This window comes from Streptomyces spirodelae (genome assembly GCF_017676385.1).
GTDB classification, from domain to species: Bacteria; Actinomycetota; Actinomycetes; order Streptomycetales; family Streptomycetaceae; genus Streptomyces; species Streptomyces spirodelae.
The window spans coordinates 89,675-106,043 of the sequence record NZ_JAFFZN010000004.1 but is presented as its reverse complement, the minus strand read 5'-3'; the positions used below and the strand labels follow the sequence as shown (position 1 = coordinate 106,043).

Genomic DNA, 16,369 nt, shown 5'->3' with positions numbered 1-16,369 from the left:
CCTCATGCCCGGGCTCCGAGCCCGGCACCGTCGGCGTCCTCGGGCCTGCGGCTGGACGACGCACGTGGCACGAGGCGGGGGTCCGGTGCTCGGAGCGGGGTGGCGGCGGAAGCCCCCCGCAACCGCCGCAGCAGCAGCTCGACCGCGTCGGCCGCGGCCTGCTCCAGGTGGAGATCGACGGCGGTCAGCGGAGGTGTGCAGGTCCTGGCGCGCAGGCCGTCGTACCGGGTGACGACCATGACATCGTCGGGAACCCGGCGTCCGCTGTCCCGGGCCGCTCGCACCGCACCCACGGCGAAGGCGTCGACCAGTACGCACAGCGCGTCGGTGCGCGGGTGTTCGTGCAGCAGCGCCGCGCACGCCTCGTAGCCGGCCTGCTCACCACCGGACTCCCCCGCCGTGGCGGTCACCGGCGGCCACCCGTACCGTTCGGCGGCGCGGGCGTAGGCGGCCCGCGCGTCCACCGCAGAGGAACGGGCACCGGCCGCCGTGACGAGGGCGGGACGCCGGGCGCCCTGCCGGAAGAGGTGGTCCAGCAGCAGCTCGGCAACCGTCTCGCCGTTCAGATCCACGTACGGCAGGTGGCTCGCGTCCGGCACCGGCCGGCCCAGCGCCACACAGGGCAGTCCGCGCCCGGTCAACTCGGCGACCAGGGGATCGTCCTCTCCCGGCTCCACGACGATCGCCCCGTCGATGTCCACGGTCCGCAGCCCCTCGCCCCTCTCCCCAGGCGGCAGCAGCACCAGCGCGAACCCGTGGGCCAGCGCGTGCTCGGCGGCTGCTGCTGCCACCTCCATGTAGAAGCCGAGGCGGGAAGGCCCCCCGGCCACCGCCAGTGGCATGGAGGACAGCAGGGCGATCGCCTTGGCCTCACCCCGGCGCAGCCGCTGGGCCCGCAGGTTGGGGCGGTAGCCCAGCTCCTCGGCTGTCCGCTTGACACGCTCCCGCGTGCGGGGGTCGACCTTGCCCAGCCCGTTGAGCGCGTGCGAGACCGTCGTAGGGGAGACGGAAGCGGCCCGCGCGACATCGGCGATCGTCGGCTGGCGCGGTGCGGAACCCCGGCGGGGACTGGCCATCGGTGCGTGAACCCCTCACAGTCTGCTGCGTACGGCACCAGTCTCCCCCGAAACCTCGGACCACGGCGACACCCTCGCCTGGCCCAAGGTCCGGCCCTCGCGCGAGGCCCGAGGCGTCCAGCCACCATCTCAGGCGGGCTGTTGGGTGTCCCCCCGAAGAGGGCCGCTGATCACCCACAGGTGGCCGAACGGGTCCCGCACCCTGCCTTGCCGCTTGCCGTACGGGCGGTCCTCGACCGGGATCACCAGCTCGCCGCCCAGCTGCACCATGCGCTCCGCCGTCCCGTCCGGGTCGGCGACACCGGCGGTGATCAGAACGGGCGAGCCGCCGACCGAAACGGGGTCGTGCCAGCCCCACTCGTGCACGCTCTGGGCCAGCGCGAGAACCGCTGAGCCCAGGGTGAGTTCGGCATGGTTCACGACTCCCGCGTCGTCGGCCACCCGCAGGGTCACGGTGGCTCCCAGAGCCTTGGCGTAGAAATCGATCGCGGCGTCGGCGTCGGACACGAGCAACTTGGGGTGGAGTTCCGTGGTCATGCCTCAAGTTTTACGGCGCCGGGTGTCTCCGGCCTTGTAGATTTCGGCCCTCCTCCGCCAGCCACGCGGTCGGTGTCGTGCACATCAGGTCACGGAAGTCATGCACGAGGTGGCTCTGGTCGTGGTAGGCGCTTTCGGCCGCGATCCGGGTCCAGGAATCGGCCCCGTCGCCGACGCGGCGGACGGCGGCGGCCAGCCGCGCGACGCGCGAGGCGAACTTCGGCCCGATGCCGAGTTCGCTCCGCATCACCTGCCGCAAGCGGCGCGGGCTCAGGTGGACCCGCCGGGCCAGCTCCTCGACGGACACCTGCCCACCGCCGACTTCGATGATCTTCAGCGCCTCGAAGGCGTCCCGTGACCCGCAGCGCTGAGCAGTTCCCTCCACACGCTCCAGCTTTTCGAGGAGCCGGAGCCGCATGAGCGCCTCGCGCTGGGACGCCGGGTGGTCGGCCAGTTCCTCGCTCAGCCGACTCACCCATGGCAGGAGTGCATCGGCGTCCACTCCGCCCGCATCCACTTCGCTCAGTGGTACGCCGACCAGACGCTGGGCGGCCACGGGCGACAGTTCGACGTAGACGATCGGCTGGCTGGGCCGCAGGGTGAGGGACGGAGTGGCCACGCCGGGTCGCATCATCCCGGCGATCACGGCCTGCGTGCTCCGGGCGTGCCCGCCGTACCGGATGTCCATGGGTGGCCCGAGGCTGACGACCAGACGCGCCGAGAGGGCCGGCAGAGCCCGGTGCGAGCGGGGCCGGCCGATGTGCTCGCTGGCGGCAACGACGCCGATACCTGCCGCGCCGGCTGCCTCACGTGGTCTCACCTGGGCATTGTGCATCACTTGCGCCTGAGTTGTGCCTCGACGGACGGTCCTGAGCCATGCTCGTTCGCGCTCCTCTGCCCTCCCCCCGGGTCCTGAGTTCCGTGGATCGGTCACATTCCGCGGCTCCGGTCCGTCATGGCGGTGTCAGCGATATGAAGCCCGAAGAGGAGACGACGATGGAAGCACGCCCGATCACAGCCGAGGTACCGAAGGGGCCGCGGATGCGGCAGGACCCCGCTGAGCTGGTCCCCGAACTGGCGGAGGTGTCGGCGGCGCTGTTCAAAGCCACCGGGAACCGCTCGATACCACGGGCCACGATCAGTCTCGTCCAGCTGCGCGCCGGTCAGATCGCCGGCAACACCTATCTGACCGTTCTGCACACGGGGTTCCTCCGCAGTGCGGGGGAATCGGAGGAGCGCATCACCGCGGTGGCGTCCTGGCAGGACGCGCCGTGTTTCACCAGCGCCGAGCGGGCCGCGCTGGCTCTGGTGGAGGCGGTTCTGCGACCGTCCGCGCCGCACAGCGAGCGGGTGCCCGACGAGTTGTACGCCCAGGTGTCCGAGCACTACGACGACAAGGCGCTCGCCACCTTGACCATCGCCATCGGGCAGGTCAACTTCTTCACGCCCATCGCACTCATCGCCAAGCCTGTCCCGGGACGGTCGTTCACCGACCCGTGGGAGTGAGCGCGGCCGTGTGACACCAGGCTGATCCGGCCGGGGCCTCGACGCGAGCCCTCGGGCCCCGGCCGGATCAGCGGACGGGACGGCGAGCCGACGGCTCCGCGACCATTCGGCGCCCGCAGTTGTGGGGGTGGTCACATCGTCGGCGTCCGATTCGTCAGTGCGGTGAGAGTGAGAGCACGGACGTCGGCGACGACAGCAACCACGGAACGACCCACAGGACGATGATGAACGAGCGAGACTTCCTGACCGAGCGGTTCGAAGAGCACCGCGCCCACCTCAGAGCGGTGGCGTACCGCATGCTCGGCTCCCTGGCCGAGGCAGACGACGCCGTACAGGAGGCGTGGCTGAGGCTCGCCAGGACCGGGACGGGCGACATCGGCAATCTCGGTGGCTGGCTGACCACGGTCGTGGGCCGGATATGCCTCGACATGCTGCGCTCACGCACACAACGCCGCGAGGACCCACTGGAGTCCCGCCTGCCGGACCCGGTCGTCAGCGAGCAGGTCACCGATCCCGAACATCAGGCCCTCATCACCGACTCGGTCGGGCTGGCCCTGCTCGTCGTACTGGAATCCCTCAACCCGCCGGAACGGCTGGCCTTCGTCCTGCACGACATGTTCGGCCTGCCGTTCGAGGAGATCGCCCCGGTCGTCGACCGCACACCGGCCGCCGCCCGCAAGCTGGCCAGCCGCGCCCGGCAGCGGGTCCGGGGCGCGGCCCCCGAACCCGACCCCGACCCGGTCGCGCAGCGCCGGGCCGTCGACGCCTTCCTCACCGCCGCGCGCGACGGCGACTTCGATGCCCTGGTAGCCGTACTGCACCCTGAAGTCGTACTGCGCGCCGACGGTGGAAAGGCGCTGCCCGGCGGCATGAGGGTCCTGCGCGGCATCGAGTCGGTGGCCGGTCAGGCCGCCACCTTCCAGCGCATGGCCACCACCTCCACCAGCCGCCCCGCGCTCGTCAACGGCACGGCCGGACTGATCAACACCGTGGACGGCGAGCTGTTCTCGGTCATCAGCTTCACCGTAAGCGGCGAGAAGATCGTCGCGATCGACATCCTCTCCGACCCCGAACGCCTCCTCGCCCTCCCCCTCCCCGACCCGACCCTCTGACCGTTCACTCCAAGACGCCGCACGCCGCCCACGTGCACCAGAATGCGAGGGTGAAATCCCCGGACGACGGGTGGGGCCTCACCCCCAACTGGCGCGCGGCCGACAACAATCTGTACGGCGTGCTGCGGGGCCGCCTGAACGCCTCCGATGTGGCCGAGTGGTTCGCTCGCACCGGCTGGAGGTCCCGGGCGTCTTCCTCGGTTGCGTATGAAGTCGAAACCAACTGGTGCCAAGTCGACCTCGTTCCTGTTGGGGGGCCAGCCATCCTCCTGCACGGCGTCATCGCCCCGGTCTGGTTCGACACCCTGGCGGCACTGCTCTCAGGGTTCGGGCTCAGCTTCGGACTCGAACTGTACGACGACGAAGGCGGCCTGCGCCGGGAGATCGACCGGTGATCGCGCACCCGCTCAGACCGGTTGGCCCGTGTGAACAAGAAGCGAGTCAACGTGGGAGGCTCCGGCCGCCTCCCTGCGTCGCCTCGCCCGCCACGCGCTCCCGTGCTGCGGCTATCCACTCCCGGACGTCTGACGCCGCGTCCGCTCCGGCTGCTTCTGTCCGGCAGGTCTGGCTGGAAGTGGCTATGTGGTGGCGGATCATGCGCAGCACGTCCTGATCGTCGAAGTACGACGTGTGCACCAGCGCCTTGGTGGAGATCTGCGGCTGCCGGCCGGAGACGACTCCCGTCAGCCGGTTGCCGTTCATGGCCGCGCGGGCGATCATCTGACGTATCTCCAGGCCCAGCAACCCCGCGTGGGCCATGGCGTTGGTCTCCAGTGCCTTGTTGACGCGGTCCGGCAGTCCGGTGGCACCCCCGTCGAGGGGCAGGGGCCACGTCGAGACGTGGACGAGATCGGTGTACGGGACATCGCACCCCTGGCCGGTGCGCAGCAGCCGTTTGGCCAGCGCCGCGTTGACGCTCGGCATGAGCCATTTGTTGATGAGGCCATAGGCGCCATCGGTCGGAGTGGAACCGGGGTAGTAGTACCCGTATCCCATCGAGGCTTGCGGAGCGAGCGCGATGTCCTTCAGCGGAGCGTTCAATCGCAGCAGCGTGGGCACGCGCGGCCACACGCCGGCCGGCTTCCGCGGCACCTCGCGCTGTGCGGCCGGTACGAAGAACTGGGAGTATCCGGGGGCGTCGGGCGGGCACAGCGTACGTAGTCCGCTGATGGCTTCGTCCGTTGCCGCGTACAGGCCCAGCCACCGTGAGTGGAAGCGTGCGAAAGCGGACCGGGCGAGCCTGGCACGGATCATCAGCGCATGGGCGAGTTCTCCCCGAGTAGCGACCCTGAATGCGTACTTCAGCCCCGCGGCTGCCAGGAGCAGCCATACCAGGCGGATGATCCACGAGAGCTCGAACCACGAGAAGGCGAGCGACAACACCATGCTCGGGAAGAACACCAGCAGCATGTAGACGAGCATGAGCAGCATCGTCCAGCGCGGGGCCTTGACGTCCCGGGGACTTACCGCGTCCGCCAAGGAGAACTCCCCCTCACGCCACCCTGTTGCCAGCAGACCGCCCTGCGGCAGATGGCACAGGAAGGGGGTTCCAATCGTCGTCCAGCTCCGCAGGCGGCCGAGCTCCAGCTCCTGGCGCACTTCCCGGTATCTCTTGGCGAGGAAGCGGCTCCCCGTAACCTCGGTGCCGGATGCGTCACCGGTGACGACGCCTCGCCGCACCAAGGGGTGGTACAGGTGGGCGGCCAGCGTTCCTCCGCGCCGCAGGACGTGGCTGGTCAGGAGGGCTTCCCAGATGACCGAGCCACCGTGGCTGTGCCCGACCAGGTGATACGGGCGGCCTTTCCGTTCCAGATCGACGAGGAGCGCCAACAGTTCCATGGAGGCGGACAGCCGCGCCGACTGGGTGTTCGCACCGCTCCAGTGGAACAGCCTGCCGCTGTGTGGAAGGCTCACCCCTGCCGGGAGGTTGTTCTCCAGCCACCTCCATGTGTCGCTGCCGCGCTGCCACCAGCGCGGCCCCTCATCGTTGCCGTCCTTGTCGCCGGCGAAGGTGCCGTGCACAAGGATCACGAGCTCGTCCTGGTCCAGCGAGTCCCCACCTGAATCCGTCACCCGAACATCATGGCGGGACCCACCGACAGAATGGCCTCCGTGCGGCAACTCGCGCTGTGAGTACGTGTTTCGGCGGTGTCACGCCGCCAGCACGTGTTTCGGCGGTGCCCGCGTACCAGCGCGTGCTAGGAAGAACGCATGCCCGCACACGAGCGATACGACGCCGTCATCGTCGGCGGCGGCCACAACGGTCTGGTCGCCGCCGCCTACCTGGCCAGGGCCGGCCGCACCGTGCTGGTGCTGGAACGTCTCGACACCACGGGCGGCGCCGCCGTCTCCACTCGCCCCTTCGCCGGGGTGGACGCCCGCCTGTCCCGCTACTCGTACCTCGTGAGCCTGCTCCCGCAGAAGGTCGTCCGGGAACTGGGGCTGAAGTTCACCCTCCGCAAGCGCACGGTGTCCTCGTACACCCCGGCCCACCGCGACGGCCGCGCGACAGGGCTGCTCGTCGGGGGCGGTCCCGACCGTACGAGGGAATCGTTCGAACGGCTCACCGGCGGCAACGCCGAGTACAGCACGTGGGAAGCCTTCTACGGGATGACACAGCGAGTGGCCGAACGCGTTTTTCCGACTCTGACGGAACCGCTGCCCACCCGGGACGAACTGCGCCGCCGCGTCGACGACGACGCGGCCTGGCAGATGCTGTTCGAAGAACCTGTCGGCGCTGCGATCGAGGCGCACTTCAGGGACGATCTGGTCCGCGGTGTCGTCCTCACGGACGGCCTCATCGGCACCTTCGCCGACGCCCACGACCCGTCCCTCAAACAGAACCGCTGCTTCCTCTACCACGTGATCGGCAACGGGACCGGAGACTGGGACGTGCCCGTCGGCGGTATGGGCGCGTTCACCGACGCGCTGGCCGACGCCGCGCGGTCGGCGGGCGCCGAGATCGTCACGGGCCACCAGGTGACCCGCGTCGAGACCGACGGCCGGGAGCACGCCGAGGTGACGTACCGGACGGCGGAATCCGAAGGCACCGTCGCCGCCCGCCACGTCCTGGTCGGCGCTTCGCCCCGGGAGCTCGCAGGGCTGCTGGGCGAGGAGCCGCCCCCGCCCGCCGAGGGCGCCCAGCTCAAGGTCAACATGCTGCTGAAGCGGCTGCCCCGGCTCCGCGACCCGGCCGTCGATCCGCGAGAGGCGTTCGCGGGCACCTTCCACATCGCCGAGGGCTACCAGCAGCTCGCCGCCGCGTACGCCGATGCCGCCGCCGGGCGACTGCCCGCCGCGCCGCCCTCCGAGATCTACTGCCACTCGCTCACCGACCCCACCATCCTCGGACCGGAACTCGCCGAACAGGGCCACCACACCCTCACCCTCTTCGGTCTGCACACCCCGGCTGGACTCTTCAGCCACGACAACGACGCCGTGCGCGACGCTCTGCTGGCCTCGACCCTGGCCCAGCTCGACGCCCACCTCGCCGAACCGCTCGCGGACTGTCTGGCCACCGACGCCGACGGCAGGCCCTGTATCGAGGCGAAGACCCCGCTCGATCTGGAACGCGAGCTGGGGCTGCCCGGCGGCAACATCTTCCACCGCGACCTCGCCTTCCCCCACACTCAGGAGGGCACAGGACGCTGGGGCGTGGAGACCCGGCACGCCAACGTCCTGCTCTGCGGGGCTGGCGCCGTACGCGGCGGTGGCGTCAGCGGCATCCCGGGCCACAACGCGGCCATGGCCGTACTGGGCCACTGACGGTCCGGTGTGGCGGGCCGGTGTGACCGGGCCGGATCGGTGCGCACGCACCGGGGGCCGACAGGGTGTTGCCGTCCGGGCGAGCGACGCGTTCCTGTGCGGAATTCCCGCCCCCACCGGAGAACCAGTGGCCGCTCACCGTCATCACATCACTCGAACGCTGATCCTGGCCATCGGGCAGCGCATACGGACAGCAGGAGGCGGTCGACGTGACCAACGGGACGGTGGACGACGATGACGGCGCGAGAGGAACGGCAACATGTGCGGAACGGCCGATTGGTGAGTACGAGTCGGCCCAACGCGGAATCGTCCGTACGACGTTCACCGTCCTGCGCCGCAACAGGCGGCACCTGCTGCGGCAGACGGCATGCGTGACCGGGCTGGCAGCGCTGGGTGGGCTGCTGGTCACAACCGTGGCGTTCCTGGTCGCCTGGCCTGTCTTCGCCCAGATACGCAGCGACGCGGCCGTGGCCCGGCAGATGGAGGACTCGTTCGCCCCCGACGGGAGCCTGGTCGATGAGCTGTGGCTCATCGCCCTTGCCGGTCTGCCGTTGTTGATACTGCTGCTGCACCTGGGCTGCGCGGCACTCCAGACCGCGTCCGCCCGTGCGGCGTCGGCCGAGCCGGGAGGCGGCCTCCGCACGCAGTCCGGCGGCCGGTCGATCGCCCGTCCCCGTGCTCGCTTCCGCGCGGTGCTGGGCGTGTACCTGCTGCGCGGCGTGTGCGTGTGGGCTCCGCTGGTGGCCGGGGTCCTGGTGGAGCAGTACTTCACGACCACCATGTTCCGGGAGCACACCGTCATCGTTCCGAAGTGGCAGTATCCCAACGGGTTCGCTCTGCTGCGCTACGGACCGCCCTTGCTGGGTCTGGTCATCACGTTGGTACTCCGGTTCAGCTGGGCACTGGCCCCGGCCGCCGCGGCACTCGAAGGTCTCCCGCCCTTTGCGGCGCTGCGCCGCTCCTGGTCGCTGGTGTGGGCGCGTGCGGCCGGCTGGCTGCGCACGGTGGCTGTCACACTGCCGCTGGGCGTGCTCACCGTCGGCATGTACGTGCTGCTCCACCTCGCCGCCCGGCCGCTGCGCTCGCGTACCGTCTCGCTCTTCCTGGAGTGGGGCCCCGACAACACCTACGGCGCGTACGTCGCCGGGCTTCTGGCCCCGATCGCCGTCGCCCTGCTCCTGACCGGTGCCCTCACCCTCCCTCCCGCACACACGGCCCTCACGGTCCTGCATCAGCGGCTCGTCCAGCTCCGCGAGCGAGCAACCTGAGGAAGCGGGTACCCGTCCGGGGCCAAGGGTGTCACTCCGTCTTGCGGACCTCCGCGACACCTACCCCCCACACCCTCACCCTCTGGGCCTGCCAGGTCCATGCGGGTCCTCAGGGCGCGTCCGGCGGGTCCTGCCGGGTAGGGGCTGCCCCCGACTGTCCGCCGCAGGCTGCGGCAGCGCCGTGGCCGGGCTCGAACACGGGGGTGGTGTCCGCGTCGTAGGGCAGGGTGGAGATCACGTCGCCGTAGCCCCGCTCCAGCGTCTCCCACCGGTGTGCGGTGTGCGGGTCGCCGGGGTGCGCGGCCAGTCGCGCCAGGCGTTCCTCGTGCGCGGCGGTGATCTCCTCGGCGGTCGCGCGCCAGTCGGCCTCGTCCGGCAGTCGGACCAGTTCGACGCAGGGCGGTTGCATGCCCTCCGCCAGTGCGGCGGCGGCCCGGTCGTGGCCGTCGAGGAGCAGCCATCCGTCCAGGAAGGACACCCACCACAGCAGGACGGGCGCCAGGATGCCCTCGCGGGCGTGCTTGCGGTACGCCTTCACGCGGGGAGCGCCCGGTGCCGGAAGCGGCCGCAGCGGCAGCACGCCGTGCCAGCCGCCTCCGCAGAGCAGTCCGATGGTGGCGTGCGGCCAGTCCTGGACGAGGTCGCAGCTCCAGATGCCGGGCGCGAACGTGGTGCGCGTGGTCAGCCGCCAGCGGCCGTGGTGCAGCGGGCCGTGCTCGGTTTCCTCGAGCCAGCGCGCGTACCGGTGGGGCCAGTTGCCCCCGGCTCGCATCATCGCGGCGGTCAGGCGCGGTAGCGGGGAGCGGTGGCCGGGCAGCCGGTGCATGCTCAGATCGCGGCAGCAGCCCTCGCCCTGTGACCGGGCCTGGATCAGCGGCCGTTCGCCCTGCCGGAGGACCCACTGGCGACCGGTGACCCGCTCGAAGCGCAGCGGGGGCGGGCCCGGCCGGTCGTCGGGTACGGCCAGGGCGAGGCCGCCCGCCGGCAGCAGTTCCCTTGTCGCCCTGGTCATGGGCCAGTGTCAGCATGAAGATCCGTGTCCGGGCAAGGGATTTCCTTGCGCGCCGAGCCCACAGCGAGCCGATGCGCGGGCCTGCGCGGGAGGGCACGGACCGGCGGGCCCGCGTGCCTGTGCGAGGCCGCGTACGCCGAGCGGTGAGCCCAGGGCCGAACGGCCCTGGTGTGGCGGCCGTCAGGCCCTGACTTCAGCGGTCACGGCGGTACCAGAGACCTGTATCGCCGGGTCACTGGTCCCTCACCACTCCGCTGGTCGGGCAAAACGGGCAGAGTCCCTGATTCTGCTTGCTATACAGGATCCGGGCCTGCCGCCTGGGCCCCGCTCGGCGCCCGGTTCCGCGCCCAGGCCCCAGGCCGCAGGCCGCACCCCAGCCCGTCTCCACCGGTTTGAGAGGTCCCATGCTGTCCGAAGAGTCCGCCGCCCTGGTCCGGGCCACCCTGCCCGCCGTATCCGGGGCGCTCGACGAGATCACGGCCCGCTTCTACGACACGATGTTCCGCGACCGGCCCGAGCTGCTGGACGGGCTGTTCAACCGCGGCAATCAGGCCGACGGAGGCCAGCGGAAGGCCCTGGCCGGATCGATAGCCGGCTTCGCCCGCGCACTGCTCGACGAGCCGGACGCCTTCCCCGACGCGCTGCTGGCGCGGATCGCCCACAAGCACACCGCAGTGGGCGTCACCGACGACCAGTACACGCTGGTGCACAAGTATCTGTTCGGGGCCATCGCCGAGGTGCTCGGCGACGCCCTCACCCCCGAGGTGGCCGCAGCCTGGGACGAGGTCTACTGGCTGATGGCCGGGGCCCTCATCGCCCGGGAGGCCCGCCTCTACCAGCAGGCAGGTCTCGAACCCGGCGAAATCTGGCGGCCTTGGACGGTCGTCGACCGCCGCGTGGAGACAGCCGACGTGGTGTCCTTCCTGCTGCACCCCGCCGACGGCCGCCCCGCCCCGGCGGCACGGGCCGGGCAGTACGTCAGCGTCAAGACGCTGATGCCGGACGGTGTGCACCAGTCGCGCCAGTACAGCCTGTCCTCCGACCCCGGTGGCGAGGTGCGCCGTATCACCGTCAAGCGCGTCGCCGGAACGGAGGGGGCGCCCGACGGCGAGGTGTCGAACCTGCTGTACGAGACGGTGCGCGCCGGGGACGTGCTGACCGTCTCCGCGCCCTTCGGCGATGTCGTCCTGGACGACGCCGACAACCCGCTGATCCTCGCCTCGGCGGGCATCGGCTGCACCCCCATGGTCGGGATGCTCGCCCGTCTCGCCGCGATCCGCTCACCCCGTCCCGTGCAGGTGCTGCACGCGGACATCTGCCCGGCGGAGCACGCCCTGCGCCCCGAGACCCGCGAGCTGACGGCCCGACTGCCGCACGGGGAAGCGGTGTTCTGGTACGAGCGGCCCGGGACCGCCGAACCGGGGGCCCGCACCGGCCTGATGGACCTCGGCGCTGTCGCCGTACCGGAGGACGCCACCGCCTACCTGTGCGGACCGCTGCCCTTCATGCGTACCGTCCGCGCCCAGTTGCTGGACCGGGGGATTCCCCCACACCGTATCCACTACGAGGTGTTCGGCCCGGATCTGTGGCTGCCGGACGCGGCCCGGGGCTGACGACGGCGCGAGGCGTCCGGCCATCCCTCGCCCACCGGCGCGCTCCACACCACTGTGGTGCCGCCGCCGGGCTGAGCGCCGATCTGCAGTCCGCCGCCCAACTGCTCGGCACGTTCGGCCATGTTCCGCAAGCCGCTGCGGCGGCCCCCGGCGGGGATGCCCCGGCCGTTGTCGCGGACCGTGAGCCGGACGTCCTGCCCGTCGGTCTCCAGCACCACCTCGGCACGGTCGGCCCCGGAGTGACGGGCGATGTTGGTCAGCGCTTCGGAGAGCACCGCGATCACATGGTCGGCGGTCTCCTTGTGCACATGTGTATCCAGCAGGCCGTCCATCCGCATGCTCGGAGGGAAGCCGAGGACCGGCGCCGCCTCGTCGAGCACCCGTACCGCCCGGGTGCCGTCGGTGCGGATGGGGACGGCGACCGCGGGGCCGAGCCCGGTGAAGCGGGCAGGCCCGGGCGAGATCCGTCTCTCGCCCTCCGCCGCGGGCGCTCCCCGCTCGCCGCGCTCGTCCTTGGAGATGTCGGGGCTGGTGACCGGCGCTGCCGTGACGAGCGCGTACCGACAGCGTTCCGTCTCCGGCTGGGGCGGCACCGGAACGGCGCGAGGAATGACCGGGGTAGGGAGTCTTGTCCGGCGGTCGCGGGCCGACGGGGCCGCTCGGGCCGGCGGGGCCGCCGGCGGGCCGGGCGGGCACCGACCGACCCGGAACGGCTTCGACGGGCCCCGTGGTCTTCAGCGTCCGCCGTGTTTGAGCCGGTCCTGGGCCTGGGTGGCGATCACGGCTGCCTGGATGCGCCGCTCCACGCCCAGCTTGGCCAGCAGCCGGGAGATGTGGTTCTTGACCGTCTTCTCGGCGAGGAAGAGCCGCTGACCGATCTGCCGGTTGGTCAGTCCCTCGCCGATCAGCGTCAGGATCTCCCGCTCCCGGTCGCTCAGCCCCGACAGCGCCTCCGGCTCCTCCTGCTGGTTGCCGCCGCGCAGCCGGCTCATCAGCTTGGTGGTGGCGCTCGGGTCCAGCAGCGACTGGCCGGCGGCCACCGTACGCACCGCGGAGACGAGGTCGGAGCCCTGGATCTGCTTGAGCACATAGCCCGAAGCGCCCGCCATGATCGAGTCCAGCAGGGCCTCCTCGTCGTCGAAGGAGGTCAGCATCAGGCAGGCCAGCTCCGGCATCCGCGAGCGCAACTCGCGGCAGACGCTCACCCCGTCGCCGTCGGGCAGCCGCACATCCAGCACAGCGACCTGCGGGCGGAGCGCGGGCACGCGGACAAGCGCCTGCTCGGCGGTGGATGCCTCACCGACCACGGTGATGTCCCGTTCGTCGCCGAGGAGGTCGTGCACCCCGCGCCGGACCACCTCGTGGTCATCCAGAAGGAAGACCCGGATCGGGTCCACCCTGCCGGGCTGCTCACTTTCCGCCATCGGAATACTCCCTCGTCGTCCATCTTCCGCACCACCGTCCCGGGCCTGTCCTGCCGGGTCGGTCCACCCAGTGATCGTGCCCTCCGCAGGGGCGAAGGGACAGGGCCGCTCGGCCCCAACCGCCGTGCGGCACCCCCGCAAGCGGCGGCAGCGCCGCTCCCTCTCTCCCGCTCAGGGCCGGTCGCCCTGCGGCAAGGCCCAATGGTCCCTGGTCTCACACCCGCGGTTGGCGTTCCATCGAGGTATCCGGACCGGTAGGCGCGAGGACGTGTTCCGCGTACCAGGCCCGGCAGCTACCACCGCGAAGCCGGGAAGGAACACCGAGATGCAGCTCCGGCCCACAAAGCCACACCCGGCCGCTCTCCGCCGGAGGGTCGAACTCGACGGTACCGAGTCCCTGCGGCTGCTCGGCAGTGTCTCGCTGGGCCGGATTGTCCTGACCCAGGATGCACTGCCCACCATTCGCCCGGTAAATCATATCGTGGACAGGGGCGACATCATCATCCGCACCCACGACGGCGCCGCCCTCACCCAGCGGACCCGCGAGGCCAACAGCCCAGGTGTGGTCGTCGCGTACGAGGCGGACGACATCGATCCGCGCACCCACCTCGGCTGGAGCGTCGTGGTCACCGGTTACGCCCAGCTGATCTCGGACCCGCTGGAGCTGGACCGCTACCGGTCGATGCTCCTGCCCTGGGTGGAGGAGAGGATGGAGCACGCCGTGCGCATCCCCCCGGACCTGGTCACCGGGATGCTGCTCGTCCCCGCCGACGGAGCAGCGCCCGCTGACCAGTTGGCCCCACCAGGGTGACCGGTCAACGCGGGCCCGCACTGCCGTAGGGGCCGAACAGGTCCAGCAGCCGGGTCCTGGCCGCGTGCAGCCGGTGGGAGAGGACCCGGGCGACCCAGCGCGCGACGGCGGCGTCCAGACGGGGATCGGCCCGGCACAGCCGGCGGACGGCATCCGCGTCGAACTCGTACGCGCGCACCGGCGACATGGCCTCCGCGCCCAACTGCCACTCGTACGGCGGGAACAGCCACGACAGGCCGACCAGCTGACCATGGCCGAGGGTCTCGATGACCGGGGACCGGCGTCCGGGCACATGCATGTCGAGGGTCACCGTGCCGGTGCGCACTATCCAGAAGTTCCCGGCGGTCTGCCCCTCCAGGAACAGTCGCGCTCCTTGCGGGAACGAGACCTGGCGGGCGATCGGCAGCAGTTGCTCGCGGTGCTCGGCGGGCAAGGCGTTCATCGTGGTGGTGGTTGCGGCATTCATCGTGGCAGCCCGCCTTCCTTCCCTGGTCGGATTCCCGGGGCGACCAGTGGTGGCGCCGCTGTGCGGACCACCATCCGTGTGTGCCCCCTGTGTTCCGATCCTGCTGCTGTGCGGACCGCTGTGCCCTGGGCCGAACGTCCCGCGGGCGGGCCCGGACGGACCGGATTCGGCCGGGGCGCCGGTGATCGTCTCGGGCTGCGGCTGGAAGGTGAACAGGCCGCGGAACCATGCTCCGGTGCACCTCCCCGCCGCTCTTCCTTCGGCCGCTTTCACCTCCGGCAGCAGACAGCCGGAGGTGAAAGCGGTCGAAGCGCGTCTGTGTGATCGTGGCTCGCCGAGCGGACACCCGCGTCACAGTGACCGCGCGCGCAAGGCGTGTCCTGACATCTGCAGGGTTGATCAATAGCGCGAACCTTCGTCTAATGATGTGACGATTTTGGGAGGTCCCATGACCCGATCAGATGCTTCGCCCACATCCCTCTCGCAGCGATGGCTGCGGCCCCTCGCTTTCGGAGCCGACCCCGCCGGTGAGCGGATGGAGCGTATCCGCCGGTCCCCGCACTTCGCCGACGGAACGTTCCGGAACCCCGAGGCGGCCCGGATCGTCCCCTCGGGATCCAGGCTCGAGTTCGCCAAGGCGTTCTTCCGCAAGGAGGCCCGCCGACGCCGTCGGCCCGCCGCGCCCATACCACTGCACCGCGGCACCCTCGACGAGCTCGGCAGGCCCCCGGCCTCCGGTCTGCGGCTGACCTGGATGGGCCACTCCAGCGTGCTCGCCGAGATCGACGGCCGAAGGGTCCTCTTCGATCCGGTGTGGGGCCGCCGTTGTTCCCCGTTCGCCTTCGCCGGGCCGAAGCGGCTGCACGCCGTTCCGGTACCGATCGCCTCGCTCGGGCCGGTGGACGTGGTCGTCATCTCCCACGACCACTACGACCACCTCGACATGCCCACGATCCGTGCGCTCGCCTCGACGGACACGGTCTTCGCCGTACCGCTCGGCGTGGGGGCCCACCTGGAGCGCTGGGGCATTCCCGGCAGTCGGCTACTGGAGCTGGACTGGCACGAGTCGGCGCGCGTGGACGGCCTGCAGCTGACCGCCACCCCGGCCCGGCACTTCTGCGGGCGCGGGCTGCGCAACCGCCAGCACACCCTCTGGGCGTCCTGGGTGGTCCAGGGAGCTGACGGCCACCGCGTCTACCACAGCGGCGACACCGGCTACTTCCCCGGCTTCCGGGACATCGGCGCCGAACACGGCCCCTTCGACGCGACGATGATCCAGATCGGCGCCTACAGCGAGTACTGGCCCGACATCCACATGACGCCCGCCGAGGGCATGAAGGCCCACGTCGACCTGCAGCAGGGCCGGACATCCGGGGTGATGCTGCCCATCCACTGGGGCACGTTCAACCTGGCGCTGCACCCGTGGGACGAGCCGGTCGAAGGCACCCTCCGAGCAGCTGAGGAGGCGGCTACGCGCGCCGCCTTCCCCCTGGTCGGTGAGCCCTTCGAGCCGACGGCGGAACACATTCCGGCCGCGCCCTGGTGGCGCTCCGTCGCCGCAGCACCGACCACCGGCGAGGCCGTCGGCTCACAGGCGTCCCCGACAGGCCAGGCCGCCACCGCCAACGACACCACGGAGGCTTCCGTGCCGGACCCGGGGCCGGCCGAGAAGGCGCCGACGGCGTAGGCGTCCTGGCGGCCCGCACCCGGTCACCGGCCCGTCGAGTTCCGGCCCGACTCGTCCCGGCCTGTCGAGTTCGGACCCCTCTCGTTCCGGGT

Annotated in this window: 15 protein-coding genes and 1 pseudogene; 8 read left to right on the top strand and 8 right to left on the bottom strand. The window is 71.1% G+C overall.

What is annotated here, in order from left to right; all coding sequences use genetic code 11:
- Window positions 1–2: 2 nt before the first annotated feature.
- From JW592_RS06310 to JW592_RS06300, 3 genes are all read right to left on the bottom strand, one after another.
- Window positions 3–1,076, bottom strand: coding sequence for a LacI family DNA-binding transcriptional regulator (locus JW592_RS06310; RefSeq protein ID WP_209263907.1), 1,074 nt, complete (start codon window positions 1,074–1,076; stop codon window positions 3–5).
- A gap of 129 nt (window positions 1,077–1,205) precedes the next feature.
- Entirely contained in the window at window positions 1,206–1,613 is a 408-nt protein-coding gene (locus JW592_RS06305) for a VOC family protein (RefSeq protein ID WP_209263906.1), read from the bottom strand.
- A gap of 10 nt (window positions 1,614–1,623) precedes the next feature.
- Complete coding sequence (locus JW592_RS06300; protein WP_209263904.1) at window positions 1,624–2,433, bottom strand: helix-turn-helix domain-containing protein; 810 nt, start codon at window positions 2,431–2,433, stop codon at window positions 1,624–1,626.
- Between the two features lie 176 nt (window positions 2,434–2,609).
- Here JW592_RS06300 and JW592_RS06295 point away from each other — a divergent pair, with 176 nt between their 5' ends.
- The 3 genes from JW592_RS06295 to JW592_RS06285 all read left to right on the top strand — a co-directional run bounded on the left by JW592_RS06295 (window position 2,610) and on the right by JW592_RS06285 (window position 4,626).
- Window positions 2,610–3,119, top strand: a complete 510-nt coding sequence (locus tag JW592_RS06295; protein WP_209263902.1) for a carboxymuconolactone decarboxylase family protein — start codon at window positions 2,610–2,612, stop codon at window positions 3,117–3,119.
- 224 nt (window positions 3,120–3,343) lie between these two features.
- On the top strand, window positions 3,344–4,231 hold the full coding sequence (sigJ, locus tag JW592_RS06290) for an RNA polymerase sigma factor SigJ (RefSeq protein ID WP_209264117.1): 888 nt from the start codon (window positions 3,344–3,346) through the stop codon (window positions 4,229–4,231).
- Between the two features lie 50 nt (window positions 4,232–4,281).
- Entirely contained in the window at window positions 4,282–4,626 is a 345-nt protein-coding gene (locus JW592_RS06285; protein ID WP_209263900.1) for a hypothetical protein, read from the top strand.
- Between the two features lie 46 nt (window positions 4,627–4,672).
- Here the strand turns inward: JW592_RS06285 and JW592_RS06280 are convergent, their stop codons facing one another.
- The gene (locus JW592_RS06280; RefSeq protein ID WP_209263899.1) at window positions 4,673–6,304 is read right to left on the bottom strand and encodes a hypothetical protein; all 1,632 of its coding nucleotides are present in this window, start codon (window positions 6,302–6,304) and stop codon (window positions 4,673–4,675) included.
- A 138-nt stretch (window positions 6,305–6,442) separates the two neighbouring features.
- On the opposite strand from JW592_RS06280, the gene JW592_RS06275 reads away from it, so the two are divergent.
- Together JW592_RS06275 and JW592_RS06270 are read left to right on the top strand one after the other, a co-directional pair.
- On the top strand, window positions 6,443–7,996 hold the full coding sequence (locus tag JW592_RS06275) for a phytoene desaturase family protein (protein WP_209263898.1): 1,554 nt from the start codon (window positions 6,443–6,445) through the stop codon (window positions 7,994–7,996).
- 209 nt (window positions 7,997–8,205) lie between these two features.
- Window positions 8,206–9,264, top strand: coding sequence for a hypothetical protein (locus tag JW592_RS06270; protein ID WP_209263897.1), 1,059 nt, complete (start codon window positions 8,206–8,208; stop codon window positions 9,262–9,264).
- Between the two features lie 109 nt (window positions 9,265–9,373).
- On the opposite strand, the gene JW592_RS06265 is transcribed toward JW592_RS06270, so the two are convergent.
- Window positions 9,374–10,276, bottom strand: coding sequence for a hypothetical protein (locus JW592_RS06265; RefSeq protein ID WP_209263895.1), 903 nt, complete (start codon window positions 10,274–10,276; stop codon window positions 9,374–9,376).
- A gap of 404 nt (window positions 10,277–10,680) precedes the next feature.
- On the opposite strand from JW592_RS06265, the gene JW592_RS06260 reads away from it, so the two are divergent.
- Window positions 10,681–11,889: a globin domain-containing protein gene (locus JW592_RS06260; RefSeq protein ID WP_209263894.1), complete on the top strand. Its 1,209-nt coding sequence runs from the start codon at window positions 10,681–10,683 to the stop codon at window positions 11,887–11,889.
- On the opposite strand, the pseudogene JW592_RS06255 reads toward JW592_RS06260, so the two are convergent.
- A pseudogene (locus JW592_RS06255) lies at window positions 11,838–12,281 on the bottom strand (sensor histidine kinase); the annotation flags it as partial. The gene JW592_RS06260 and the pseudogene JW592_RS06255 overlap by 52 nt on opposite strands.
- Before the next feature lie 342 nt (window positions 12,282–12,623).
- The gene (locus JW592_RS06250; protein WP_209263893.1) at window positions 12,624–13,313 is read right to left on the bottom strand and encodes a response regulator; all 690 of its coding nucleotides are present in this window, start codon (window positions 13,311–13,313) and stop codon (window positions 12,624–12,626) included.
- 325 nt (window positions 13,314–13,638) lie between these two features.
- On the opposite strand from JW592_RS06250, the gene JW592_RS06245 reads away from it, so the two are divergent.
- Complete coding sequence (locus JW592_RS06245; protein WP_209263892.1) at window positions 13,639–14,124, top strand: pyridoxamine 5'-phosphate oxidase family protein; 486 nt, start codon at window positions 13,639–13,641, stop codon at window positions 14,122–14,124.
- A 4-nt stretch (window positions 14,125–14,128) separates the two neighbouring features.
- Here JW592_RS06245 and JW592_RS06240 read toward each other — a convergent pair whose 3' ends face one another.
- On the bottom strand, window positions 14,129–14,590 hold the full coding sequence (locus JW592_RS06240; protein ID WP_209263890.1) for a Crp/Fnr family transcriptional regulator: 462 nt from the start codon (window positions 14,588–14,590) through the stop codon (window positions 14,129–14,131).
- A gap of 448 nt (window positions 14,591–15,038) precedes the next feature.
- Here JW592_RS06240 and JW592_RS06235 point away from each other — a divergent pair, with 448 nt between their 5' ends.
- Window positions 15,039–16,277, top strand: coding sequence for an MBL fold metallo-hydrolase (locus tag JW592_RS06235; RefSeq protein ID WP_209263889.1), 1,239 nt, complete (start codon window positions 15,039–15,041; stop codon window positions 16,275–16,277).
- Window positions 16,278–16,369 lie beyond the last annotated feature (92 nt).